Here is a 24,544-nt window from a genome sequence, read left to right as displayed (position 1 = left end):
TTTACGGTCCCGTTCGAAGTGACGAGCATCTTTCGAAATATCGAACACACGCTACCGAACACGCGCTACCGAACACGCGCTACCGAACACGCACGCCGCACATGCCGAACGCCGGACATCGACAGTAAGGACAGGGAATGGGAAGACCTGGCCTGAATCGCAGGCAGCTTCTGGGCGGGCTCGGAGGACTCTCCGTCGCGGGCGGCTTCGGCTTCGCCGCACTCGGCACCGGCGCCGACGCCCTCGCCTCCGGCGCGAACACCCGCGTCCGGTACTGGAACCTCTTCAGCGGCGGCGACGGCTCCAACATGATCGCCATGCTGGACGCCTTCCGTCAGGACAACCCGGACATCGCGGTGAAGGACTCCACGCTCCAGTGGGGCAGCCCCTTCTACACCAAGCTCGCCATGGCCGCCGCGGGCAACCGCGCCCCCGACCTCGGCGTCATGCACCTGGGCCGGGTCACCGGCTTCTCGCCCGGCCGCTTCCTTGACCCCTGGGACGTCGGCCTGCTCGCCGAATACGGCGTACGGGAGGAGGACTTCAACCCCGCCCTGTGGAAGCGCGCCGTCATCGACGGCAAGCTCTACGCCCTCCCGCTCGACATCCACGTCCAGCTCTGCTTCTACCGCAAGGACGTGCTGAAGAAGGCGGGGCTGCTCGGCGACGACGGCCGGATCGTGCCGGTCACCTCCCCCGACGAGTGGTTCGACGTCCTCAAGGAAGCCAGGAAGGCCACCAAGAAGGGCCTCCAGACCATCGGTATGTGGGCCAACGACCAGAACTTCCAGTGGTGGTTCTTCGTCGCCTTCTACACCCAGCTCGGCGGCACCTGGTTCAACGCCGCGAACACCGAGGTCACCTTCGACACGGACAAGGCCACCCAGGTCCTGGAGTTCCTGCGCCGCCACACCGCCGACGGCTACGCCGATCCGGCCAGGGGCTCCGTCGGCGCCGAACAGTTCGTCAACGGCGCGCCCTTCGCCTGGGAGGGCAACTGGTCGGTCCCGGTCTACTCCGGAGCGAAGCTCGACTACGGCGCGACCCCGCTGCCGCCCGTCTTCGGCAAGCAGGCGACCCACGCCGAGTCGCACGCCTTCGTCCTGCCGCACCAGTCCGACCGAGGCGGCGCCACGAACGAGGCCGCCCACCGACTCGCCGCCTACGTCGTCCAGCACGCCCGGCAGTGGGCGGCCGGCGGCCACATCCCGGCGTACACGCCGACCCTGTCCACGGCCGCGTACAAGGAGCTGAACCCGCAGAGCGAGTACGTGTCGGCCATGGACCACCAGGCCACCGAACCGAAGGTCTGGTTCGCGGGCTCCACCGGCATCCTCGCCCAGCGCGTCGGCCCGATCGTCGTCTCCGCCACGGTGGGCTCCGCCGAGCCGGCGACCGCCGCCCGCCGGATGAACAGCGCGCTCACCCAGCTGCTCGCCATGAAGAACCCCATGGACGGCCACACCGCCGCAGAGGGAGGTGCGGCCGCATGACGGCGACCAGCGCCCAGACCATCGCCGCACCCGCACGCGTGAGGACCGCCGCCGACAGCGCCCGCCTCCGCCGCGGCCAGGGCTTCCAGCACGGCGGCTGGTTCGTCGCCCCGTTCCTGGCGCTCTTCGCCCTGTTCGTGATCTGGCCGCTGCTGCGCGGCGTCTACCTCAGCTTCACCGACGCCAACATCTCCGGCGAGGGCGCGAGCTTCATCGGCCTCGACAACTACCGCGAGGCCCTCGAGGACCCGCTGATGTGGGACTCCCTGGGCCACAGCGCGTACTTCACGCTCCTGGTCGTCCCCTGCATCACGGTCCTCGCCTTCCTCCTCGCGATGCTCGCCCACCACATCGAACGCGGCAAGTGGCTGTGGCGGCTGTGCTTCTTCGCCCCGTTCCTGCTGCCGTCCACCGTCGCCGCCAACCTGTGGCAGTGGCTGTTCAACCCCGGCACCGGAATGATCAACCACGTCTTCGGCATCGAGACGCCCTGGCTGACCGACAAGTCCTACGCGATGCTCGCCATCGTCATCCAGACCCTGTGGTGGACGGTCGGCTTCAGCTTCCTGCTCTACCTCGCCGCCCTCCAGGGCATCCCCGGCCACCTCTACGAGGCCGCCAGACTGGACGGCGCGAACGCCTGGCACCGCATGGTCCACATCACCCTGCCGATGCTGCGCAACATCACCGGGCTCGTCATCGCCCTGCAGATCCTGGCCTCGCTCCAGGTCTTCGACCAGGCCGTCGTGATGATGGACTTCCTGCCCGGACCCGAGGGATCGACCCGCACCTTCGTGCAGTACACCCTCGAAGAGGGCTTCACGAGCTACCGCGTGGGCTACGCCTCCGCGATCTCCGTCATCTTCTTCGTGATCATCGCGGCCGTCGCCCTCGCCCGGATGTGGCTGCTGCGCAACCGTGAGGAGGCCGCCCGATGAGCACAGTCGCGCACCCCCGCAAGCCGTGGACGCCCAGCCAGATCGTGCTCACCCTCCTCGGCACCGCCGTCTCCGCGCTCTTCCTGGCCCCCTTCGCCTGGGGCCTGTTCACCTCGCTCAAGTCGGAGACCGAGGCGGTGGAGGTCCCCCCGCACTGGCTCCCGAGAGACTGGACGGGCCAGGCCTGGAAGGCCCTCTTCGAGACCGGCAACATCACCAACTGGTTCGTGAACTCCCTGGTCGTCTCGGTCTGCGTGACGTCCGTCGTCCTGCTGGTGAGCGCCCTCGCCGGATACGGCTTCGCCCGCACCGAGTTCCGCGGCAAGAACGCCCTGATGGGACTGGTCATGGCGGGCCTGATGATCTCCCCGGCGGTCCTCGGCGTGCCGCTGTTCACCACCGTCCAGCAGATGGGCATGGTGGACACCTACTGGGGCATGATCCTGCCGCAGTGCGCACCCGCCGCGATGGTCTACATCCTCTACAAGTTCTTCCAGGGCATCCCGCGCGAACTGGAGGAGGCCGCGTTCATCGACGGCGCGGGCCGCTGGCGGGTCTTCTTCACCATCGTCCTCCCGCTCTCCCGCCCGTCCCTCGCGGCAGTCGGCATCTTCACCTTCATCGCCTCGTGGAACAACTTCCTCTGGCCCTACATGGTGACCAACAACCCCGACCTGATGACCATGCCGAACGGCATCGCGACCGTCATGAACTCCTACGGCATCCAATGGGCCCAGCTCATGGCCGGCGGCCTGATGGCGGGCCTGCCCCTGATCATCGTCTTCGTGTTCTTCCAACGCCAGATAGTGGCGGGCGTCGCGCACACGGGCTTGGCGGGCCAGTAGACAATCGCCCCTTTTCAGGGGCGCGGGGAACTGCGCGAACAACCCCCACAAGCCCGCAGCCGCCACACAACAGAACCACCCACCCCGAAAGGCGAAAATGCAAAAGGCCCGCTTCACCCTCGACCCCGCCTTCACGGTCGGCGAGGTAAACCCCCGCCTCTTCGGCAGCTTCGTAGAACACCTCGGCCGCTGCGTCTACACCGGCATCTTCGAACCCGACCACCCCACCGCAGACGCCGAAGGCCTCCGCCAGGACGTCCTGGACCTCGTCCGCGAACTCGGCGTCACCGCCATCCGCTACCCCGGCGGCAACTTCGTCTCCGGCTACAAGTGGGAGGACTCGGTGGGCCCGGCCGAGGACCGCCCCCGACGCCTCGACCTCGCCTGGCGCTCCACCGAGACCAACCGCTTCGGCCTCTCCGAGTACATCGCCTTCCTGAAGAAGATCGGCCCCCAGGCGGAGCCCATGATGGCCCTCAACCTCGGCACCCGGGGCGTCGCCGAGGCCCTCGAACTCCAGGAGTACGCCAACCACCCCGCCGGCACGGCCCTGTCCGACCTCCGTGCCGCGCACGGCGACAAGGACCCCTTCGGCATCAAGCTGTGGTGCCTGGGCAACGAGATGGACGGCCCCTGGCAGACCGGCCACAAGACCGCTCAGGAGTACGGCCGGATCGCCGCCGAGACCGCCCGCGCCATGCGCCAGATCGACCCGGGCGTCGAACTCGTCGCCTGCGGCTCCTCCAGCCAGTCCATGCCGACCTTCGCCGCCTGGGAGGCGACGGTCCTGGAGGAGACGTACGACCTCGTCGACCACATCTCCCTGCACGCCTACTACCAGCCCGAGAACGGCGACCTCGATTCCTTCCTGGCCTCCGCCGTTGACATGGAGTCCTTCATCGAGAACGTGGTCGCCACCGCCGACCACATCGGCGCGAAGCTGAAGTCGAAGAAGAAGATCAACCTCTCCTTCGACGAGTGGAACGTCTGGTACATCTCGGAATGGCACGAGATCGAGAACTCCGGCGCGCGGGACTGGGCGCAGGCCCCCCGGCTCCTGGAGGACAACTACAGCGTCATGGACGCGGTCGTCTTCGGCTCGCTCCTCATCGCCCTGCTCCGCCACGCCGACCGCGTCACCGTCGCCTGCCTCGCCCAGCTGGTCAACGTGATCGCCCCGATCATGACCGAGCCGGGCGGCCCGGCCTGGCGGCAGACCACGTTCTTCCCGTTCGCGCAGGCGAGCAAGTACGGCCGCGGCCAGGTCCTCGACGTCCGCGTCGACTCACCGACGTACGAGACGAAGAAGTACGGCGAGGCCGACCTGCTGCACGCCACCGCCGTACGTGCCGAGGACGGCACGGTCACCGTGTTCGCCGTCAACCGCAGCCGCACCGAGGCGCTGCCGCTCGAGGTCGCCCTGAGCGGTCTCGGCCTGTCGTCCGTCGTCGAGCACAGCGCCCTCGCGGACGCCGACCCCGACGCCCGCAACACCCTCGACGACCCCGAGCGGGTCACCCCGCACCCGGTCGAGGGCACGGCTCTCCAGAACGGCACGCTGAGCGCCGTCCTGGAGCCGCTGTCGTGGAACGTGATCCGGCTGGCGTGACGACCGACGGGCGGATCAGCGCTCGATGCGCAGCTGGGCGGCCGAGGACGCCGAGGTCGACGTCGTCCCGACCGCCCAGTAGCCGTCCGCCGAACCCGGCACGGAGGCCAGGGCGTTCATGACGACGGGGGTCGTGGCCACCGGTCCGCGCTCGCTCGCCCAGGCCGCGCCGTCCCACCGCAGATAGTGGGCCCGGGTCTGGTCCCAGAAGTCCCAGCCCGCGATGCGGTCCGGCTGTCCCTGCGCGTCGGCGACGATCCCGCTCAGCATGCCGACTCCGAACGGCCCGGTCACGCCCTGCCAGGTGCTGCCGTCGCCGTGCAGCAGCAGGACGCCGGGGGGTTTGCCGATCGGGCCGCCCACACCGTAGTCGTAGCCGACGAGCCACAGGTCGTCGTCGGCGACCGGCAGCAGCCCGGTGATGCTCGCGCGGATGCCCTGGTAGGCGGGCAGTTCGGTCCAGGCGGAACCGTTCCAGCGAGCGACGATGCCGACGCCGTGGAGCCAGACGTCGCCGCGCGGTGTGAGCTGGACGCCCGAGGGTGTGGCCGAGGGCGCGCTCGGGGGTGCGGGCAGCCACGTCCAAGTGCCGCCGTCCCGGTGCAGGAGCAGCCGGCCGTCCGAGGTGCGTCCGGAGAACCAGGCTCCGCCACCCGGGTCGACCGCGACACCGGTGAGGGAGGTGCCGGACAGGCCCCGGCCGGGGAAATCGGTCTCCCGCCAGGTTCCTCCGTCCCAGGCGAGCAGGTGCGTGGCCCCGGCCGTGTCGGTGCCGATCGCCCACGCCGAGCGGGCGCATGTGCCGGCCACGGAGTGCAGGTAGCCGCGGAAGCCCAGGTGGCCGAGGCCGGTCCGCGCCCATGCCGTGCCGTCCCACACCAGGGCCAGCGGCGAGCCGAGCGTGCTTCCGGTGCGGCCCTCCTCGCCCACGGCCCACGCCAGGCCGTCCCCGGCGGCGGCGACATCCCGCAACTGGGCGGCCGGTGTGCCCGCCGGTGTGGGCACAGCCTGCCACGCACGAGGTGCGCCGGTGTCCCGGGCGACCGCGGCCGGGGCGAGTCCGAGACCCACCCCGGCACCGACTAATCCGCTGATGAAACGCCGTCTTCGCACGAGGTTCCCTCCCCTGTCCGCGGCTTGCGGAGCAACACGGTGGCCCAGCCCACCGGAGAAGGCAATGCACGGGGACGGCTCGATCCGGATACACCGGTCGGTCCGGTCACACGGGCTTGACCGGCACCCCACCCGCCGCCGCGCCCAGCAGGGTCAACCGGACGTCCTTCGGCCCGGAAGGCGTGCTGCCGTCCGACAGCACCGCCAACGCCAGTGTGTTGGCCCCACGTGTGCGGAGGATCCCGTTCGGCAGCACGAAGGTGTGCTGCGGTCCTACGTCGTTGATGTACTGGCCCATGTTCCAGCCGTTGAGGAAGATCTGCACGCGGTAGGCCCGGCCCGGGTCGTCGTCGAGGACGAGCCCGACCGAGGCGTCGACGCCCGGGTCGACGTCCAGCCGGAAGTCCGTCCGGTACCAGGTGACGCCCTGCCGCCGGTCGGCCCGGGGGAGCTCGGCGTCCTTCCAGTCCTCGTCGTCGTGCTCGGGCAGATGCCAGCCCTCACGCTCCCCGTGCAGCCCGCCGTTGTTCATCGGCCCGCGCACGGGGTCGGGCGTGGACGCGCCCTGGATACGCCACTTCACCTCGGGCGAGGCGCCCTCGAAGGTGACGGCGGTCAGTCCGCGCGCCGCCTTGTGCGTGTCGAGCGCCTTGCCGTCCATGTCGTGCTGCATCGGCCGCACGAGCACGGACAGCACGTGCCGGTCACGCTTCCCGTCCCGCGCCTCACGGAACCTCTCCCGCAACTCCTCGGGCAGGGCGAAGGTGGCCTTCGCCGTCCACGTCCCCTGCCGGGCCCGGCTCTTGTCCGGTACGGGCATCCGGTGCGTGCCCAGCGGCTCGCCGTCCAGCCAGGCCATCAACAGGCCCTGCGTGCCCGTGCTGTAGGCGAGGGAGACGGACTCCAGGCCGTTCTCGTCGCTCCACTCGCCCCGGTACCAGACGTCGCCGTAGTGGAAGCCGTAGTCGTCGGCGAAGAGGACGGGCTGCCCGTCGGGGACGGGTGTCGTGCTGAAGGACGTCGTCTTGTCGGCCGCCGTCCAGCCGGAGTCGTCGAATCCGGGTTCGGCCTCCGGGTTCTCGGTCCGCCGCCGCCAGCCGTCGAGCGCGGGCAGGGCCGGCCGGGTCACGCCGGGGAGCGGCCGGAGCGCGAGCAGGCTGCCGGAGGCGCTGAGCCGGACGGGCACCGGGCGTCCGTTCCAGGTGACGTGGGTGATCCCGCGCGGCCCCCACACCTCGAGGCCGGTCGCGCCGGTGGTGTCGCCGGTGAGGTGGACCGTGGAGCCGCGCAGCGTGGCCGATCGCAGCAGGGCGGGGCCGTAGACGAGGAGCGCGCCGGACGGCGTCTCGTACGGCCACAGCCGCAGGGCGGTCGCGTCGTCGGCGAACAGCACCAGCATCGGCGTGTCCACACCGTCGCCCTCGACCCGCACCCGGCTCAGCCCGCCGGCGCCGAGCGGAGCGGTGATGTTCAGCTTGTTGAGGTTCCAGGACCACGCGGGCTCCGCGTCCAGCCGCATGGGTGTCGGCTCGTCGGGGCAGTCCAGCACGACCTGCGCGAGGTCGCCCCGCCGGCCCGCGAACACGGCGATCTCCTGCCGCCCGGCGGTCAGGCTCAGCATCGGCTGCGCGGTGGCGTGCACCAGCGTCCGCTTCCCGAGCTTCAGATCGGCGGCGATCAGCTTGGCGTCCCGCGCCGGGACCAGGACCGGCACGTCGATCCCGGCGTCCGGCAGCGTCACTGAGACCGCCTCGGCGGAGTCGTTGCGCAGGACGTAGAAGTGGGCGCCGGTGTCGGGGTTGGTCAGGTGGTAGACCTTGATCCGCTTGTCGGTGGCGCGCACGGCCTTCGCCCGGTTCAGCTTGGCGAGGTCGGGCAGGTGGCGCACCAGCTGCCCGATCTGGTGCATCGAGGCGAGCTTGGGGGTGGCGTTGCGGGCCTCGTCGAAGGCCGCGCCGTAGTCGTACGACGTGTAGACGGCCGGCGCGGGCAGCCAGCCCCAGGAGGTGCCGCCGAACGTCATGTAGACGTTGTGCAGCGTGATGCCGTTGGCGAGGTTGGTCAGGTAGAAGCGCCGCTCGTACGCCGCGTCCCGGGTCCGGCGCGACTCGGCGTACCCCTTCCCGCCGAACCAGGACCCGCCCCACGGGTCGAACCAGCCCCCGCCGAACTCGGGCACGAACCCGGGCGTCCGAGGACTGGCCGTGGCCCCGCCCTTCGCCCCGCCGGGCCCGAAGTGCCCCCAGTCGGGCGGCACTTCGTCCGGCTCCGGGTACCCGTCGAACCCGTACAGCCAGCGCCCCTTCTCACCGCCGGTGCCGAACGACCCGGGCGCCCAGTGGCCGTTGCGGCCCTTGTCGTTGTGGAACAGCGGTACGTCGATGCCGTCGGAGCGGACCTTCTCGTACAGGTACGACATGTAGGCGCGCCCGGCCGGCTCGTCGACGTGCGCGTCGTACTCGTTCTCGATCTGGTACAGCAGGACCGTGCCCGTGCCCCGGGTGAACAGCCGCTTCGCCACGATGGCGTTGACGGCGGTCAGCCACTCGTCGACGTACTTCAGATACGTCGGGTCGGAGGTCCGGGCCGTGCCCTCGGTGGCGGTCAGCCAGCCGGGGAAGCCGCCGGCGTCGACCTCCGCGTTGATGTACGGGCCGGGCCGCAGGATCACGTACAGGCCGGTCTCGGCGGCCATCCGCAGGAACAGGTCCAGATCGCGCACCCCGGTGAAGTCGTACCGGCCGGGAGCGGCGGAATGATAGTTCCAGGCGACGTACACGCTGACGGCGTTGTAGCCATGAGCACGCATCTTCTCCAGCACGTCCCGCCACAGGGACGGGCTCGGCAGCCGGAAGGGGTGCATCTCGCCCGACCAGAGCACCAGGCGGCGGCCGTCGACCAGCAGCGAGTACCGGTCGAAGCCGATCCGGTGCCGCCGGCCGTCCGCGCTCGGCACCGGTGGCGGCGGGCCCGTGGGCGCGGTCCGTGCCGTATGGGCGGAGGTCGGCGACCCGCTGCCGGTCAGCGCGAAGCCGAGCGCCGCCGTGCCGGCGAGAGCGTGGAAGGTACGCCTGCTGAGCTCCAAGGGAGCGCCTCCTGTTGTGCTGCCGTGCCGTGCGTGGTGCTTACGTGTGCGTGGTGCTTACGTGGTGCCTGGGTGGTGCCTGTGCGTCATTGTCCACAGCCCGACCGCGACAATGGTCCTATGAGGATCTCGGCACGTGCGGACTACGCGGTACGAGCGGTCGTGGAGCTGGCCGCCCGGCAGGAGGAAGGGCCCGTCAAGGCGGAGGCCGTCGCCACCGCGCAGGACATCCCCCACAAGTTCCTGGAGGGGATCCTCGGCGATCTGCGGCGCGGGGGAGTCGTCGACAGCCGGCGGGGCGGGGGCGGTGGCTACCGGCTGGCCCGGGAGGCCGCGGAGATCACGGTCGCCGACGTGATCCGGGCCGTGGACGGACCGATCGTCTCGGTGCGCGGCGAGCGGCCGACCGGCCTCGCCTACAGCGGCACCGCCGAGCCGCTGCTGCCGCTGTGGATCGCCCTGCGGGCCAATGTGCGCAGGATCCTGGAGGGCGTGACGGTCGCCGACCTCGCGGCCGGCGCGCTGCCCGAGCAGGTGGAGCGGCTGGCGGCGGAACCGGCGGCCTGGGAGAACCCCTGACGGGCCGCGGCCGCGGGTGGTCCGGCGGGCGGGGCGGTGCGTGGTCCGGTGGGCGGTTCCGTGCGTGATCCTCATCGCGTCCTCGGGGTGTCCTCGGTCTGACGCACTGGTACCGCACCCTATGCGTCCGCCGACGCCCGGTGCGAAATCCCGCCACTGTGAATGGCCGGAGTGCGCCCTGGCCGACCTCTCCCGCCCTGCGTACGATGCGACCGCTCCCGACCTTCACAGCTCCTTCATGGAATGGTCACAGGCCGGGGGTGCATGCGCGGTCACGTGCTGTGATCTTGACATGCGCATGCCCATTTCATGATCCACCCCCCACGAACGGATGGGAGAACCATGGCCGGTGGCCTGCTCCTGAGCGGCGCGGTAGCCGCGCTCCTCACCAGCGCACTCCCCGCACAATCCCCGTCCTCCGGGTTCGACGACCCGCCCCCGGACAAGATCATCATCCAGGTCGCCACGGTGAACGGCTCCGGCTGTCCGCAGGGCACGGCAGCGGTCGCCGTCTCCGAGGACAACACCGCCTTCACGGTGACCTACAGCGACTACCTCGCCCAGGCAGGCGGGAACTCCGACCCGACCGCGTTCCGCAGGAACTGCCAGCTCAACCTGAAGGTCCACGTCCCCGGCGGCTTCACCTACGCCATCGCGAGCGCGGACTACCGAGGCTTCGCCGCCCTCCAGCGCGGCGCGAGCGCGTCCCAGCGGGCCTCGTACTACTTCCAGGGCTCGCCCAGCACGGTGTACAAGAACCACCCCTTCAGCGGCCCTCTCAACGACAACTGGCAGGCCACCGACGAGACGGACTGGGCCCAACTGGTCTACGCACCCTGCGGAGTCCAGCGCAACTTCAACATCAACACCGAACTCCGGGTCAACGCCGGCAGCCAGTCGGCCGACAAGGTCAGCTTCATGACGATGGACTCGACGGACGGGGACATCAGCACGGTGTACCACCTGGCGTGGAAGGAGTGCCCGTAGTCCTGACGGTGTGAGGGGGCGGCCTTCCGGCCTGGCGGGCCGCCCCCGGAGCCTCAGTCGCGGCGGCCTGTGTCGGCCCCGGCCAGCGCCGTACCGAGAAGAACGAATGCGGCGAGGGCCAGGACCGGTATGTGCCCGCCCGCGCGGTCGATGTCGTCGGTGAAGTACCCCGAGACTCCCGCCCAGACCAGCCCGCCGACGAGGACGAGCACGGTGTTGCCGGTCTCCCGCAGCACCCGCATGCCGGCCCACAGCAGAAGGGGCATGAGAACCCAGGAAGCGGCCGTGGTGAGCAGGAACTCGAAGGCGCCGGCCCACATATCGTCCTCGCTCGCGGCCGCGCTTTCGCGTGCCCCCGAAAAGCCGGCGTACATGAGGGAGTGGCAGGCCGCGGTGGAGACGGCGACGGTGACGGCGCCCTTGACGAATCGTACGTACCGAATGACGGAACTCCTCGCTCTTCGCAGGCCGATGGGCCCCAACACGAGGTGTGTTGGGGCCCACGGATGTATGCGGACGGCGACCATGGTGTGGTCGGTCCCTCAGGTGCTACAGGGCGCGCTCCAGGGCATTGGCGTAGAGCCGGGCGCCGGCGATCTTCGGGTGGAACGACTTCATCGACGGCTGGGGCGAGTCGTTGTCCGCTTCGGACCGGCCGTCCATGACGATACCGTGGATGGATTCGGGGTCACCGCAGATCGCCTTGTCCTTGAAGTCGGACGCGGGGTCCACGAACGTGGCTCCCACCGACGTCGCTGCGGCCTTCATCTCCTGGCTCAGCTTCGGAGCGACCTCGTCGTTCAGCCAGGGCGCCTCCTCGGTTCCGATACCCGGGATGCACTGACCGTTCCCGGACAGCAGCGGCGGGTAGCCCACGAGGTAGATCTTGGCCTGCGGCGCACGGGCCTTGATCTCGTTGAGGACCTTGACGATCCTCGGCTTGACCTGGTTGGCGAGCCAGGTGGGCATGAAGTCCTTGAGCGGACCGGTCATCTCGCCGGTCTTGTCGCCCGTGTCCGGGTTCCGCTTCTCGATCTCGGCGTTCTGGCAGAGGCTCAGTCCGGCCTTCCAGACGCATTCCTGGAACACGTCCGTGAACAGGGAGTCGTTACCGCCGATGGCGATGGTCACGATGTCCGTGTTCTGGTCGAGGTAACCGAGGTCCATCTGCGGCAGCGAGTTCTGCTGCCCCTTGCCGCCCGACCAGACGTTGTAGGTGCGGGCGCCCGAGCAGGCGATGAAGCTCAGGTCGACATTGCCGTAGTCGTCGGAGATCTTGCCGATGGACTGGGACCTGCCGGGCAGGGTCGCCTGCCGGATCCAGGCCTGCTTGGAGCGGTGGCACTTGTTGACGATCTCGCTGTCGCCGAGGTCCTCCTTGTAGTCCGTCTCCCGGAAGTAGTCCTTGCCGCCCTCGTTGTCGGCGCCCTCGCCGGAGGCGAAGGAGTCGCCCATGCCGACCACATGCGTGGGGTTGGCGCCGAGCGTCTGGAAGGCGACGGCGTCCCAGGCGATGTCGACGCCCGGAGCCTCATCGGTGATGTTGGACAGGGCCACCGACGGGGTTCCGGTGAAGTTGAAGACGCCGAGCGAACGCCACTCGTTGCTGCGGATCCGCTGCGGGGCGACACGGTACGGAGACTTGGAGTCGGTGCCCGACACCGAGTACTTCGCCTGCTGGGACCGTGCGGCCACGTTCGGCATGTGGACCAGGACCCGGGTCCAGCCCTTGACGGCGCTGGGGCCGGTCCAGGTGCCGGTGGCCTTCAGCCGCTGATCCGTACCCGGTGAACTGGCCTTACGGGTGGTGGAGAACCAGATGTGGTTCCCGTATCCGACACCGAGCTGATGGGTGTCCATCTTCGCCGAGGGTGTGGCGAAGTCGAACTTGAACGATCCGGCCGACTGGCCGGTGTCGAAGCAGCGTCTGCCGTCCTTGCCCGCGATCCGCTGACCGGAGTTCACGTTGTCGACGATGTACGTGCCGCTCGGGAGACCGGAATCGCAGCGGGGCGGGTGGGAATTGCCGTCCGCCTCCTCCGGATAGGTGTTGTTGAAGCGGAAGATCTCGTTGCCGCAGGAACCGGCTCCGCAGTTCTTCCACTCCACCTTCTTGTACCACCAGCACCGGAAGTCCGAACGCTGGCAGGGACCCGACGCGGGCGAGTCGTTCGACGCGCCTTCCTTGATCTTGTCCGGGTCGCACTCGTTGGAGCCGTCACAGAACAGCGCGACCGGCGGCTTGGCCAGGGTGCGGAACACGGGCTCGGTCCACCAGGCCGGCCGGAAACCGTGGACGAGGGTGCCCGGCGCCTCCAGGGCCTCCAGCGGGCGCGCGGCCCAGCCGATGACCTTCTCCGGGTACGGCCAGAACTGCGGCTTGGCGGCGTGGGAGTAGTCGTCACCGCCGCTCTCGTTCTCCAGGAACGGGGTCCGGTTGGGCTTGTAGGTGGGGTTGGCCGGGTTGTTGGCCCAGCCCACGCCCCACTTGCCCTCGTTCTTGCCCGCGTCCGCCTGCGGGTAGAACCCGGAGTTGTAGGCCCACAGGGCGAAGAACCAGTTCTCGATGGCCTTCGGGTCACCGTTGTTCACGGTGAGGCCGGCGTTGCGGGTCGTGTTCCACTTCTCGGCGAGGATGTTCACGCCGGCCGCGACGTTCGCGGTGTAGTCCAGCGCGACGGCGTCCTGGTAGGCGCGCGGCTTGGACGGCCGGACCTCGCCGTTCTGGTACGGCTTGCCGGGCAGACGCATGCCGTCGGTGACCTGGGTGATGCCGTAACCGCAGTCCGCGGCACGCCAGTTGATGGCCCAAGGGTCGTCGACCTGGCCGTGCTCGTCGTGGACGAGGCCGTAGTAGTTGCCGATGAGGCTGTTGGCGGTGGTGCCCGGTGCGGCGAAGCGGGTGGCCTGCCACATGTTGGATTCCTGGGCGGTGATGCCGAGGAACACCTGGGCCGGGATGCGCCCGCCGCCGGACAGCGGGGTGAGGCCGCCGATGAGGGCCTGCGGCGAGTAGGCGCCCATGCCCATGTTCTTCCAGTTGGCGGCCCGCTTCACGTGCTGGTCCATCGTGCCTTCGATGGCCCGGTTGACAGCCCACTCGATCTGCCGCGGCTTCGGCTGGAAGGCCTGCTTCTGCGGGTTGCCCCGCTCCACGGCGCAGGTGCGCTCCGACTCCGGCTCGGCGATGTTCAGCAGCGCCGTCTTCTTGCCGCCCACGGTGCCACCGCTTCCGACGGGCGCGGCGCCGAGGGCCGGAGAGCGGTTCTCGCCCTCGGCCGGGTCCGAACTGACCGGGGACGCGGCCGGGTTGGCCTCGAACACGGGCTTGCTGCCGGTCGGCAGATGCTTCATCTCGATGCGGGCCGTGCGCGCCGTCTCGTATTCGGAGGGGCGGATACGGGTGTCCTTGCCGTCGGCCCACGCGGAGTTCACGACGGCGCGGGCCTTGGTGGAGACGGTGGCGTCCTTGTCGATCCCGCCCGGGTTGCGCACGTCCTTGGGCAGGGTGCCGACGTTCTTCGCCGCACCGGTGACGATCGCGGTCCCGTCGGCGGCGCGGGTGAGGTCCATGCCGGTCAGGTTGCCCTCGGCGACCGTACGGGCCTTGACGGCCTTGCCCTTGAGCTGCCCGACGGTCAGGTACTTGACCTCGGAGGTGGTGCCGGCCGACGCGGCCTCGGCGGGCTTCGCCTTCGCGGCCCGGGTCCGCACGTCCTTCGCGGCCCGGGCGCTGTAGGTGCGGTCCAGGAAGGCGATGCCGCCGTCCTTGGTGACGGACAGGCTGTAGGGCGCGTTGTCCGTGCGCGTGACCAGCTCTGTCTTCCCGCCGGCGGTGACCCGGACGATCGCGTTGCCCTGCGCGGCGACGATGCCGCCTCGGGTCGGGACCGCGGAGGTGACCTGGCCCTTGACCGTGATCTTGTTCTTCGTCTTTCCCGTACGGGCGTCGACGGTGATCAGGCGGGTCTCGTTCCGGTCCGACATGTTCTCGTCGGTGAACTGCGACAGCACCGCCTGCTCGCCGTCGCCGCAGCCGGGCGAGAAGTACGCGAGGCTCGCCTGGAACGGCAGCTTCGTGACCTCGCCCGAGTTGAGATCCACGGCGGCCGCGAACGCGCCCCGGGCCATCAGGTCGGGCTTGTTGGTGAAGGTGCGCGGCGCGTAGGCGACCAGGGCGCGGTCGCCGGAGGCGGTGACGCAGGCGTTGCCGATCCAGGTGTCGGTGTCGCTGAACCCGGGTTCGACGAGGGTCGCGGCGGTCTTCCAGCGGTAGCCGTCGGCCTCGTCGGCGGTCATGAGGTGGAAGCCGGTGGCGTCACCGATGGTGGTCCACGAGGTGTCGGAGGACTTGGCGTAGCCGCTGCCGAGCACCTTCTTGCGCTTCTTGGCCGGAACGCGGTCCTTGTCGCCGTTCTCGTCCGCCTTCACACGGGGCGCGGCGGGGTCGGACCATCCTTCGGCCGCGTTCGAGGGCGGCGTCGGTGCCTCCGCAGGGGCGGCTTGCGCCTGGGTCGCGGTTCCGAACGCGATCGCCGTGGCGATGGCGCAACTGATGGGAACACGCGCGTACGTGTATCTGGCCCGTCTCAAAGAACATCTCCATGAGTGAGAGGTGGGGGAATGCTCGTGCGCGGGCACAACGGGGCCTCGGCACGCGGATGGTTGCGTCGACAGGGGGTGAAGGGGACCGCGACGGCAGAGGAGGACGGCACATCGTCGTGCGCGTCGCTCTGCCGTGTGTCAGCGGGAGTTGACGACCGTCGTGGTGCTCGGTCGGAGAATCAGCCGGGCTCTCCGCGGCTCAGAAGCGCTGTGCGCGGCGGGCTCGACGGCCGAGACCGCGCAGGCCGAATTGACGACCCTCGCAGCAGATGTCAGGCATTCCTGTTCCTCCCCCGTTTCGACGCGACGGGAGGAAGTGGTCATACGGGTGCTGTGTCAACAGCACCGGCCCCCCCGAGCGACACCCGAAGACCGGGTGATGAGACCAGGTCGCCTGAGTGCGAGGTCACTGTAGACGCACGGAACCGTAAGAAATAAGCACCGACTGGGGACATGGCAAAAAGAAGGTCATGTCCGGGCGGCGTCCCGACCAGGAGCTGCCGTCTGCTGATCTGTGAACTTCCTGAGGAGCCCGAACGGGATGCCCGGTAGGGAGATTCGGAACGTTGGCTGGTTTCCGCCCCTCCGGTCCGACCTGGTAAAACCCCCTGCCCGTTTGGATGTTCGATGCGCTACGGTCTGTGCGACACGATCATCCGACTGTCACTTACTGGGGGAAATTGTGAAGACTGGGATGCGTCTGGGCGGCGTCTGTGCCGTCCTGCTGGCCGCGACGGTGATCGCTCCTACCGCGTCGGCGTCGGCGGCCGACCAGACCGTGGACATCAAGGGCGTCAAGGTCGCCAAGACGGCGTCGGCCGAGACCAAGCAGATCATCGAGGCCAACGCGGGAGTTGCCGCAGCCGCCGCCAACGTGTGCGGATCCGGCTACACCATCTCCACCGGGGCTGCCCGCTACGGGACCTACGGCACCACCTACACGTGGACCAACGGCAAGACCACGGGTGACCGGTACTACGACAAGCCGATCTGCGCTGTGTTCTTCAACGACACCGGCTCGGCGCACTACATGGGCATCCGGCTGAAGGACAACTACACCGATACTCCTCACAAGGAGGACTTCGGCACCTTCAGCACCTACGCCGGGCCGGTCTACCAGAACCGCGGCTACTGCGGCGAGGCCTACTCCTACATGAAGGTCGGCAGCAAGGTCGTCGTCGACAACATCCTCACCGTGGGATCCTGCAACTGACGTCACCTCGCAACGCGCTGCGCCCGCATCACGCGGGCGCAGCCAGTGCCGCGGCTGTGGCTTTCACGAAGGCCTCCGGGTTGTCCAGCATGATGTTGTGACCGCAGTCGGGAATCGCGACGACGGACACGCCCGACTCGATGAGGGCGTCGGTACCGGGGAGCGGACCGTCGGCCTCGGGGAGCAGGAAGGCGCGCGGGATCTTCAGGTCGAGCAGGAGTTCCCGCATGGTGGGGACGGTGCCGCGGGTGAGATGCAACGCGCTGCGATGCAGTGCCTCCCGGCCGGCCAGCCGCATCGTGGACCACCAGTGCGGACCGACCCGGTCGCGGACCTCCGCCCAGCCCCCGCCCCGCGCGAACTCCTCCTCGGTGTAGGAGGCGATACCGCTGCTGCCGGACGAACCGGGCGCACGCGGAATGGGGTCGAGGTTGGCGTCGATCAGGACCAGCCGGGAGACCAGGCGGGGATGGCGGGCGGCCAGGACGATCGCCACGGAGCCGCCCATGCTGTGCGCGATCAACTCGGCGCCCTCGACACCGGCCTGGGTCAGCGCGCCGGCAAGGGCATCGGCATGCGCTTCCAGCGTGTAGTCGAAGGTGGTCGGCCGATCGCTGATGCCGTGCCCCAGCAGGTCGATCAGCAGCGACCGGCGCCCGGCCAGCCGGGGATCGACCGCGACCTCCGTGAAGTAGGCGGGCGATGTGGCACCCAGCCCGTGCACGTACACGCGCGGCGGCTCCTGCCCCGGCAGCTCGACCCAGCGGATGTGATCGCCCTCGGGCGTTACGGCGGCGCTGCGCACGGTGTGTTCTCCTGCGGTCACGAATCGGTGGAGAGACGAGAGTAGCCAGTGGTTGGGATGGAAGGGTCTGGGGTCATGGAGTTCTTCTGCTATCACCGTGATCGGGTCGGCTCCCTGCGGCTGCGTGAGGAACTGGGGGAGGCGCACTGGGCCTATATGGACCGGTACGAGGCCGAGTTGATCGCCCGTGGGCCGACCTTCGCGGATGACGGGGAGACGCCCACCGGCAGCGTGCACATCGTCGACCTCCCCGATTCCGCCGCGGCCCGGGCCTTCGCCTTCGACGAGCCCAACTACCAGGCCGGGGCGTACCGGGACGTCCTGCTGCGCCGCTGGCGCAACCTGCTGGGTCGCACCATGTGGGACTTCCCCGGAGGCCCGACGGCCGGTGACCGCTACCTCGTGATCGGCCTCGGCTCGGGCTCGGCCGTCGACCTCGAAGTGCCTTCTGCGGTACCCCGGGACGAGCTGATCGCGTACGGGCCGCTGCTGTCGGACGACGGTGAGGTGTGGGTGGGTACGGCTGCGCTGGTGCGGGCCTCGGATGCGGAGGCCGCGGGTGGCGTACTGACGGCGGGACGGTATGCCGATATCGAGGTGCGTGCTTGGGAGTTCGGGGGGCGTCGGTGACGGGCGGGCCCGCCGGTGGCGCTCGACGGAGTCAAGGGCCTGTGTGCCTTCGCCCTGTGACAGGGGCCGCCCGCTGTGCGAGCGGCCCCTGTGGTGCCTGGTCGGTGTCAGCCCTGTTCCACTCCCAGGGTCAGCGTGCCCGCGTAGCCGGCGGAGGTCGTGCTGCCGAGGGGGGTGAGGGTGAGGAGGCCTGAGGCCGCGCCTCCCTCGTCGTAGATGGAGTCCTGGGCCAGGGTGGTGCGGGGGACCTTGTTGACCGCGTACTGGGAGAGGGACGCGACCCTGGTCGTGATGGTTTCGCTGAAGAAGAGCTGGCCGGTGTGGAGTTCCTCGCCGCCGGTGAAGGAGCCGTCGGGGGTCAGGGTGACGTCCGTGTGGACCTTGATGTGGATGTGGACGCAGCGGCCTCGGTACCAGCCCGGGTAGACCGAGGTGATCTTCGCGACGCCGTTGGAGTCGGTGAGGACGCCGCCGCGCAGGAACGTGCCGTTGTCCGGCTCGTCGTGGCCGTTGTTGCCCACGAAGCCGGAGTACTCGCCGAGCGCGTCCGAGTGCCAGATCTCGACCAGGGCGTTCTTGAGCGGGACGCAGGTGTCGTCGTCCACGACCGTGAGCGTCAGGTTCAGGGGGATGCCCGTCTTGTCCTCGCTGATGTCCGAGCGGACGTACTGTCCGTCGAGGTAGTACGGGCCTTCGGTCATCTCCTTGGTGAGGGTGCAGACGGCTGCTGCGGCGACGGGGGCGGTGGCCGTCGTGTCGGGTGTCGCGGTGTCGGTCGCTGCGGCCGCGCCGACTGCCAGAGTGGCGGCGGTGGCGCCGGTGGCGAGCAGTACGGTACGGCGGCCGATGGGGGTGCGTGCCGATGCGTTGGTGCCCGAGTTTTTGTCTGTCATGAGCACGGCAGATTAGGAGGGGAGTCTGTTGGTGAGCTGTGAGTTCGGCAAAGTGATGGGACGTCAAGTGCCTTGTCGGACAGGGGGTTTGCGAGGTGTCCGCCTGAGAGAATGGCGCGGACCATCACACGAAATAGGGGTCGAGCATGCTCGTGCTCATACTGTCGGTCGTCGTTCTGCTCGTCATCGGCGGCTGCGTCTGCGTCTTCTGGGCGGCCCGGGGCGACGCCCCGCGCTGGGCACGTGGTGTGGCCAAGGCGACGCTGCTCGGCAGTGAACTGACCCGCAGCGTGAGCCGGAATTCCCGCTCACAGCAGAGTGGCGGGGACGACTAGGGCCCGTCGCTTGCGTCAGGCCGCAGACGCGGGCACTGACTTGCAGGATCAATGGGCGGCCGCCCTCGCCGGGGCCGGGCAGGGGGGAGGACGCCGCGCCCTCGTGCGCGGACCATTGACGCGCAAGGGGTTCGATTCTACGGTCCGTTCGAACTTGCGATCGCTGTTCGAGATATCGGTCAGTGCTGTCACCCCCACCGCAAGCCCCCACCGCAAGGAGGACCCGCATGAGCCGCTCCACCCTGCGCAAGAGAACCGCCCTGCTCGCCCTCCCCGCCGCGTTCCTGCTCACCCTGATCCCGGGCACGGCGTCCGCGTACCCCAACCCCGGGCGCGTCACCGGCGACATCGTCACCCACGACCCGTCGATGATCCGCACCTCGTCCGGCCAGTACCTGCTCTACGCCACCGGCGGCGGCGTCAGCAACAAGACGTCCGGCGACCGCACCGCCTTCAGGAACGGCGGCGACGCCTTCTCCAGCAGGCCGAGCTGGTGGCGGAACTACTCCTCCGTGCCGGAGGCCTGGGCGCCGGACATCTCGTACCACGGCGGCAAGTACCTGATGTACTACTCCGTCTCGAAGTTCGGCTCGAACACGTCCGCGCTCGGCCTCGCGACCTCCAGCACCGGCCAGCCGGGCAGCTGGACCGACCAGGGAACCGTCTACACCTCGAACTCCGCGAGCGACTTCAACGCCATCGACCCGAACCTCTTCGTGAACGACGACGGCAAGTGGTGGCTGTCCTTCGGCAGTTGGTGGACCGGGATCAAGATGATCCAGATCAACCCGTCCACCGGGAAGCAGCTGTCCTCCAACACCACCCGCTACTCGCTCGCCTCCCGCCCCACCGGGACCAAGGCCGTCGAGGCGCCCTTCATCGTCAAACGGGGCGGGTACTACTACCTCTTCGCCTCGTACGACACCTGCTGCAACGGGACCGGCTCGACCTACAAGGTCAAGGTCGGGCGCGCCTCCGCCATCACCGGCCCGTACCGCGACAAGAACGGCGTCGACCTGATGAACAACGGTGGCACACCCGTCCTGGAGTCGCACGGCAACGTCATCGGCCCCGGCGGACAGTCGATCCTGAAGGACGTCGACGGGGACCTGATCGTCTACCACTACTACGACGGCAACGACAACGGCACACCCAAGCTGGGCATCAACCTCCTGAACTGGAGCAGCGGCTGGCCCGTCGCCTACTGACAATTGCCAACAGTGGAGACTGAACTGGTCCGGTAGAGTCCCATTTCTTTCCTTTTCTTTCCCCCCGGTTTGTCGATCTCTCCAGGCGGATAATATGCGGCCTGAATCGTCAGGTGCGTTGTGCCATGGGGTGGGGGGCGGATGGTGAACGTGTTTCTCGACGGATTGTCGAGGCGTGCCGATTCGACTCGGCGGAGGTCGATGTCGACCCTCGCCGCAGTCGCATTCGCAGGCGTTCTGGTGACCGCGGGGTGTGGATCGTCGGAGGAGCCCCGGGCCGGTGTCCCCGCCGGTCCGACCGGCACGACGGGTGCGCCCGGTGCGGATGACACGGGCGAGGGCACGGACTCCTCCGGCGGTTCCTGGGACGGCTCGGGCGGCGGTTCCGCCAGCGGTGGCTCGACGGGCGGTGGCTCGACGGGCGGCGGAGCGGGCGGCTCCTCCTCGAGTTCGGGCGGCTCGGGCAGCGGGGGCGAGACCTGGACCGGTGGTGACAAGGGGAGCTCCACGTGGAAGCCCGGCCGGACCAGCGGGGGCCGTGGCAACGGCGGCTCCGGCGAAGAACGCGAGAAGTCCACCGACCCGGCTCCCGACCGGGAGTTCTCCTGGGCCCCGTTCGGGCCCAGTTCACCGGAGTGGGACGGAATCAACACGGACCACGTCTACGACTTGGTACAGGCGAGGAACTGCCCCGAGGCCAAGCGCTGGTACGACAACGCGGGCCCGAGGAATTGGCAGGCGCGACCCGCTGCCTGGAAGGTACTGGAAGGGCTGATCGCCGCTTGCTACGCCGTCGGCGGAGAAGAAGGCGAATGGCAGAAGGCGATCGACGCGTACGCCGTCGTCAAGAACCAGCCGTCGGGAGACTGCAAGTACACGGCGGCGCGCCGCACCCTCGGGCAACTCGCCGAATTCAGGGCCGCGCATCCCGACGCCGGAATTCGAATTCGCCCGGCCGGCAACGGAGTCCAGGCCTGCCCGTCGGTCATCACCGGCATGTCCCCGAGGCAGGCGGCGCCCGGAGCCACGGTGGAGGTCAAGGGGACCTGGCCCAGCGCGGCGACGGTGTACGCGGACGGCCGTGAAGTCCGCCTCGTCGACAACGCCAACCGCATGCACCCCGTCTGCTGCCTCAACGCCACCGTGACGTTCGAGGTCCCCGCCGACGCGCCCGCGGGCGCCGTGCGGATCACTCTGAAGACCCGGAGCGTCGAGTTGGACGCCGGTGAACTCACGGTCACCGCCCCCTGACCATGGCCGCCCCCACCGACGGATCCTGGCTCAGATCGCTGACCGCCCGCCTGCGGCGCGTGCCGCCCCCTGCGTCCGGCCCTGATCCCGTACCCGAACCGGTACCTGATCCCGCGCCCGGTCCTGGTCCCGCATCACCACCGACCCCGACGCCCCCCGTCCGTCCACCGAGCACACCGGAACCCGGGTCCGCGCCGGACGGTCCTCAACGGCCTGGATGGATGGAACTCCTCGGCACCATCGGCTCACTCGTGTCCCTGCTCGCGGCCGTGCTCTTCTACTTCGGCTGGGCCAGCACCGACGCGGAGACCCGCGCCCTCGGCCTGCGCGACAGCATCTTCCGTCTCTCCACCAGCGAGTACCTGCTGCGCAGCGTCGAGGCCCTCTTCCTGCCCGCCTTCCTGGCCGTCGGAGCCCTGCTCGCCGCCATCGGGCTCCAGCGCTGGGTCACGAGCTCCCCCGGGCGGGCCGAGACCGCCGTACGCCGTATGCGCTGGGGGTGGCTGCCTCCCGTCGCCCTGGCGCCCTTCTACGTTCTGCACCCGGCCCTCTTCGAGCTGGTCCTCCCCCTCGTCGCCATCCCTGGGCTTCTGGCAGCCGCCTACGCCCTCACCCGGCCCGCCCAGCCGGCCGCGAGCGACACCGCCCAACGGCGGCTACGCCTCAACATCTGGGCGCTGGCCCTCGTCCTGTGCCTGCTCTCCCTCTTCTGGGCCGTCTCCTCGTACGCGGGAATCGTCGGCCGAGGCCGCGCCGAGGAAGCCGCGCGGGCGGTGAACACGCCCGCCTTCCCCAGCGTCGTGGTCTTCAGTGAGAAGGACCTGATGATTCGCGGGGGCGGCGCCTGCTACCAGCGCGTGAAGGCCGAGAACAGCGCATACGCCTTCCGGTACTCGGGCCTCCGGCTGTTCTACGTCTCCGGCGACCGGGTGTATCTCGTGGACCGGAAGTGGCGCCCTTCCCAGGGGACCTTGTGGGTGGTGCGTGAGAGCGACTCGGTGCGCGTCGAGTATGTGAGCGGACCCCTGGGCCGTGAACCGGAGTGCTGATCCGACGTGTGCGGTGCTACCCGGCCTGCCCCATCCCCGCCGCGTTGGGCCACGCCTGGGTGCCCGGCCAGCCCGTGGCCGGGGCGGGTGACAAGCCGTTCGTTCCCCTGACCTGAGCGGCGGTCAGGCCGCCCCGGGCGGGAACGCCCGGCGGGGTGGGTCCGGCGGCGGCCGGTATGGGAGCCGGAGCAGGGACCGGCGCCGGAGCAGGGACCGGCGCCGGAGCAGGGACCGGAGCCGGAGCAGGGACCGGAGCCGGAGCCGGGGTCGGGGCTTGGGCGACGGGTGCCAGTGGCTGCTGGAGCGGTGCGGCCATGGGCTGCGGAGCGGGCTGCGGCACCGGCTGAGGCACGGGCTGCGGCATCTGCTGCTGCCCCATCTGGCCCATCTGCGTCATCTGGCCCATCTGCGCCGCCGCCGGCATCGGCATCCCGCCGCCCACGCCCGCCGGCATGGCGGACGCGGCGGCGGGGAGCGGCATGCCGGTGCCGGCGGCAGCCGGGGCCGCGGCGGGCCCCGGACCACCGAAACCGGTGGCCTGAGCGGCGAGCCCCCGCATGCCCGACCCGTTGGTCTCGCTCACCAGGCGGTCCACGGCCGCCGTACCCGAGCTGTAGCTGGTCCCGTTGCCCAGCTCCGGTACGGCGGCTCCCCTCCTGGACGTCCCGTAGAGCACCTGTTCCAGGCCGGACACCAGGCGACGCACGTCCACCTGGGGGCGCACCACGAGACGCAGGAAGCGGCTGGACGAACCGATCTTGTTGCCGCACTCGCGGACCAGGATCCGGTGCTCGGTGAGCATCCTGTCCCGGACCACGGTGCCCTCGGCGCCCACGGGGAGGCGCACGAAGAGGAAGTTGCCCTGCGACGGGTAGACCGTCAGCCCGGGCAGGGAGGAAAGCTGGCTGGCCATGTCGAGCCGGTCGCGGCGCACCTGCTGGAGACTCTGCGCGTACTCGGCGCCGTGCTCCTTGAGCATGAACACCACATGCTCGGCGAAGGAGTTGAGGTTCCACTTCGGCAGCATCGACCGGACGCGGCCCGCGAGCGCCGGGTTGGCGACGAGGTAGCCGAAGCGGATGCCGTGCAGGCCGAAGTTCTTGCCGAGGCTGCGCAGCACGATGACGTTGGGCCGCAGCATGGCCTCCTGGACGACGGACGGCTCGGCCTCGGCGTCCGCGAACTCCAGGAACGACTCGTCGATGACGACCAGGTCGAGGTCGGCCATGGCGTCCATGAACTGCACGATGGCGTGCTTGTGCAGGAAGCCGCCGTCGGGGTTGTTGGGGTTGCAGATCACCGCGACGCGCGTGCCCCGGGCGCGGATGAACTCGGCGTACTGCGCGAGGTCGAGGGCGAAGCCGCTGGACTCCTGGAGCGGGAACATGTCGACCCGCTTGCCGGTCTCCATGGGCTGGTCGGTCCAGCGGCCGAAGGTGGGGACGGGGATGGCGAGGGACTCGCGGACCAGCAGGTGGTCGATCCAGGTGATGAGCTCGGTGGAGCCGTTGCCCATGGCCACGCACTGCGGCGGCAGCTGGAGCAGGCTGCACAGTTCGGCCGTGATGGTGTCGGCGCCGCTCGGGTAGTACGTGATGATGTCGCGCAGTCTGGCCGACATGTCGTCGAACATGGCCGGGGTGGGGAAGTACGGGTTGCAGGGGATACAGAAGTCCACCGGCCCGGCGCCTTCGCCGCCCTCACGTGTCAACGCCGCCATCGACGGGCTGTGCGCCGCGGTGCTGCGGAACAGCGACGTGACGTTGTCGGCCATGGAACCTCCGTATGAGGCGGGTCCGTTGGGGACGGCCGGACCCGACGTTTAAGGGCGGCCCGCGCGGGGGAGCGCGGGCCGCCCATAGATACGGAGGCTGTGGTGACACTGTTCAACCGTTGGGAATACGGG

19 protein-coding genes are annotated in these 24,544 nt (G+C 69.5%); 12 read left to right on the top strand and 7 right to left on the bottom strand.

The window, feature by feature from the left end; genetic code table 11:
- The first annotated feature begins 137 nt into the window (after positions 1 to 137).
- The 4 genes from OHU35_RS13355 (at position 138) to OHU35_RS13340 (ending at position 4,885) form a co-directional block, all read left to right on the top strand.
- A complete protein-coding gene (locus OHU35_RS13355) occupies positions 138 to 1,493 on the top strand; it encodes an extracellular solute-binding protein (RefSeq protein ID WP_405505362.1) in 1,356 nt (451 codons plus the stop codon).
- Positions 1,490 to 2,431, top strand: coding sequence for a carbohydrate ABC transporter permease (locus OHU35_RS13350; RefSeq protein ID WP_189724968.1), 942 nt, complete (start codon positions 1,490 to 1,492; stop codon positions 2,429 to 2,431). Before OHU35_RS13355 ends, OHU35_RS13350 begins: the two co-directional genes overlap by 4 nt.
- Complete coding sequence (locus OHU35_RS13345; RefSeq protein ID WP_405505361.1) at positions 2,428 to 3,276, top strand: carbohydrate ABC transporter permease; 849 nt, start codon at positions 2,428 to 2,430, stop codon at positions 3,274 to 3,276. The genes OHU35_RS13350 and OHU35_RS13345 overlap by 4 nt, the downstream gene beginning before the upstream one ends.
- Before the next feature lie 97 nt (positions 3,277 to 3,373).
- Positions 3,374 to 4,885, top strand: a complete 1,512-nt coding sequence (locus OHU35_RS13340) for an alpha-N-arabinofuranosidase (protein ID WP_405505360.1) — start codon at positions 3,374 to 3,376, stop codon at positions 4,883 to 4,885.
- A 15-nt stretch (positions 4,886 to 4,900) separates the two neighbouring features.
- Here OHU35_RS13340 and OHU35_RS13335 read toward each other — a convergent pair whose 3' ends face one another.
- On the bottom strand, positions 4,901 to 5,956 hold the full coding sequence (locus tag OHU35_RS13335) for a hypothetical protein (protein ID WP_229872989.1): 1,056 nt from the start codon (positions 5,954 to 5,956) through the stop codon (positions 4,901 to 4,903).
- Between the two features lie 148 nt (positions 5,957 to 6,104).
- A complete protein-coding gene (locus OHU35_RS13330; protein ID WP_405505359.1) occupies positions 6,105 to 9,083 on the bottom strand; it encodes a glycoside hydrolase family 35 protein in 2,979 nt (992 codons plus the stop codon).
- A 120-nt stretch (positions 9,084 to 9,203) separates the two neighbouring features.
- On the opposite strand from OHU35_RS13330, the gene OHU35_RS13325 reads away from it, so the two are divergent.
- Positions 9,204 to 9,662 (top strand): Rrf2 family transcriptional regulator, encoded by a 459-nt coding sequence (locus OHU35_RS13325; protein WP_189724963.1) that lies wholly within the window; start codon positions 9,204 to 9,206, stop codon positions 9,660 to 9,662.
- Positions 9,663 to 10,004: 342 nt separating this feature from the next.
- A complete protein-coding gene (locus tag OHU35_RS13320; RefSeq protein WP_189724962.1) occupies positions 10,005 to 10,649 on the top strand; it encodes a DUF4360 domain-containing protein in 645 nt (214 codons plus the stop codon).
- A gap of 53 nt (positions 10,650 to 10,702) precedes the next feature.
- Here the strand turns inward: OHU35_RS13320 and OHU35_RS13315 are convergent, their stop codons facing one another.
- Both OHU35_RS13315 and OHU35_RS13310 read right to left on the bottom strand, forming a co-directional pair.
- Positions 10,703 to 10,969, bottom strand: coding sequence for a hypothetical protein (locus tag OHU35_RS13315; RefSeq protein ID WP_405505358.1), 267 nt, complete (start codon positions 10,967 to 10,969; stop codon positions 10,703 to 10,705).
- Positions 10,970 to 11,198: 229 nt separating this feature from the next.
- Complete coding sequence (locus OHU35_RS13310) at positions 11,199 to 15,242, bottom strand: GDSL-type esterase/lipase family protein (protein ID WP_189724961.1); 4,044 nt, start codon at positions 15,240 to 15,242, stop codon at positions 11,199 to 11,201.
- 706 nt (positions 15,243 to 15,948) lie between these two features.
- Here OHU35_RS13310 and OHU35_RS13305 point away from each other — a divergent pair.
- Complete coding sequence (locus OHU35_RS13305) at positions 15,949 to 16,467, top strand: hypothetical protein (RefSeq protein ID WP_229872987.1); 519 nt, start codon at positions 15,949 to 15,951, stop codon at positions 16,465 to 16,467.
- Between the two features lie 28 nt (positions 16,468 to 16,495).
- Here the strand turns inward: OHU35_RS13305 and OHU35_RS13300 are convergent, their stop codons facing one another.
- Positions 16,496 to 17,272 carry an alpha/beta fold hydrolase gene (locus tag OHU35_RS13300; RefSeq protein ID WP_189724960.1) on the bottom strand — a complete coding sequence of 259 codons (777 nt, stop codon included), beginning with the start codon at positions 17,270 to 17,272 and terminating at the stop codon, positions 16,496 to 16,498.
- 75 nt (positions 17,273 to 17,347) lie between these two features.
- On the opposite strand from OHU35_RS13300, the gene OHU35_RS13295 reads away from it, so the two are divergent.
- Complete coding sequence (locus OHU35_RS13295) at positions 17,348 to 17,902, top strand: YciI family protein (RefSeq protein ID WP_189724959.1); 555 nt, start codon at positions 17,348 to 17,350, stop codon at positions 17,900 to 17,902.
- Between the two features lie 107 nt (positions 17,903 to 18,009).
- On the opposite strand, the gene OHU35_RS13290 is transcribed toward OHU35_RS13295, so the two are convergent.
- On the bottom strand, positions 18,010 to 18,795 hold the full coding sequence (locus OHU35_RS13290) for an intradiol ring-cleavage dioxygenase (RefSeq protein ID WP_405505357.1): 786 nt from the start codon (positions 18,793 to 18,795) through the stop codon (positions 18,010 to 18,012).
- A 146-nt stretch (positions 18,796 to 18,941) separates the two neighbouring features.
- Here OHU35_RS13290 and OHU35_RS13285 point away from each other — a divergent pair, with 146 nt between their 5' ends.
- The 4 genes from OHU35_RS13285 (at position 18,942) to OHU35_RS13270 (ending at position 22,638) form a co-directional block, all read left to right on the top strand.
- Positions 18,942 to 19,130, top strand: a complete 189-nt coding sequence (locus OHU35_RS13285) for a hypothetical protein (protein ID WP_189724957.1) — start codon at positions 18,942 to 18,944, stop codon at positions 19,128 to 19,130.
- A gap of 227 nt (positions 19,131 to 19,357) precedes the next feature.
- Complete coding sequence (locus OHU35_RS13280) at positions 19,358 to 20,338, top strand: arabinan endo-1,5-alpha-L-arabinosidase (RefSeq protein WP_405505356.1); 981 nt, start codon at positions 19,358 to 19,360, stop codon at positions 20,336 to 20,338.
- Positions 20,339 to 20,539: 201 nt separating this feature from the next.
- The gene (locus tag OHU35_RS13275) at positions 20,540 to 21,589 is read left to right on the top strand and encodes a hypothetical protein (protein ID WP_359896085.1); all 1,050 of its coding nucleotides are present in this window, start codon (positions 20,540 to 20,542) and stop codon (positions 21,587 to 21,589) included.
- Between the two features lie 221 nt (positions 21,590 to 21,810).
- Positions 21,811 to 22,638, top strand: a complete 828-nt coding sequence (locus OHU35_RS13270; RefSeq protein WP_189724954.1) for a hypothetical protein — start codon at positions 21,811 to 21,813, stop codon at positions 22,636 to 22,638.
- 16 nt (positions 22,639 to 22,654) lie between these two features.
- Here the strand turns inward: OHU35_RS13270 and OHU35_RS13265 are convergent, their stop codons facing one another.
- A complete protein-coding gene (locus tag OHU35_RS13265; RefSeq protein ID WP_405505355.1) occupies positions 22,655 to 24,412 on the bottom strand; it encodes a pyridoxal phosphate-dependent aminotransferase in 1,758 nt (585 codons plus the stop codon).
- Positions 24,413 to 24,544 lie beyond the last annotated feature (132 nt).

This window comes from Streptomyces purpurascens (assembly GCF_045040895.1).
GTDB lineage: Bacteria > Actinomycetota > Actinomycetes > Streptomycetales > Streptomycetaceae > Streptomyces > Streptomyces purpurascens.
The sequence above is the reverse complement of the archived record's forward strand: the minus strand, read 5'-3'. Positions and strand labels throughout refer to the sequence as shown.